Source organism: Maribellus maritimus (assembly GCF_022267315.1).
Taxonomy (GTDB): Bacteria; Bacteroidota; Bacteroidia; order Bacteroidales; family Prolixibacteraceae; genus Draconibacterium; species Draconibacterium maritimum.
On the sequence record NZ_JAIKLE010000192.1, the window covers coordinates 1 to 338 of the forward strand.

Sequence of the window (338 nt, forward strand, 5' to 3'; positions counted from 1 at the left end):
AAAAATTCTGGTTTGATGTCATGGAATGTATTTATCAATTGCCTTTTTGCATTACTTATAGCGATATGTACCCACGGCAACACTTCACCAACTTTTTCTTTAGGTATTACCTGTGAATTATGCCTCGGTATATAATCTTTTAGGTCAACATAAGATGTTGAGTCATCTGTATCTACGTCTATTGCATTACTTGCTAAATTATTAACCAGTTCATTTATGGTGTCACTTTTTAAATCCTCAATAACTTTCATTTTCAAATAACCTACTCTTCGTGATTTTTGTCCCGGTTTCGGGGATTCTACCATCTCGCTTTCTGCCATTACAAGGACTTTTGATTT

At 34.3% G+C, this 338-nt stretch carries 1 protein-coding gene; it reads right to left on the reverse strand.

Annotated features, from left to right (window positions below; all coding sequences use genetic code 11):
- On the reverse strand, positions 1 to 338 hold a 338-nt coding region (locus K5G00_RS29635; RefSeq protein WP_238770282.1), incomplete at both ends, for a transposase.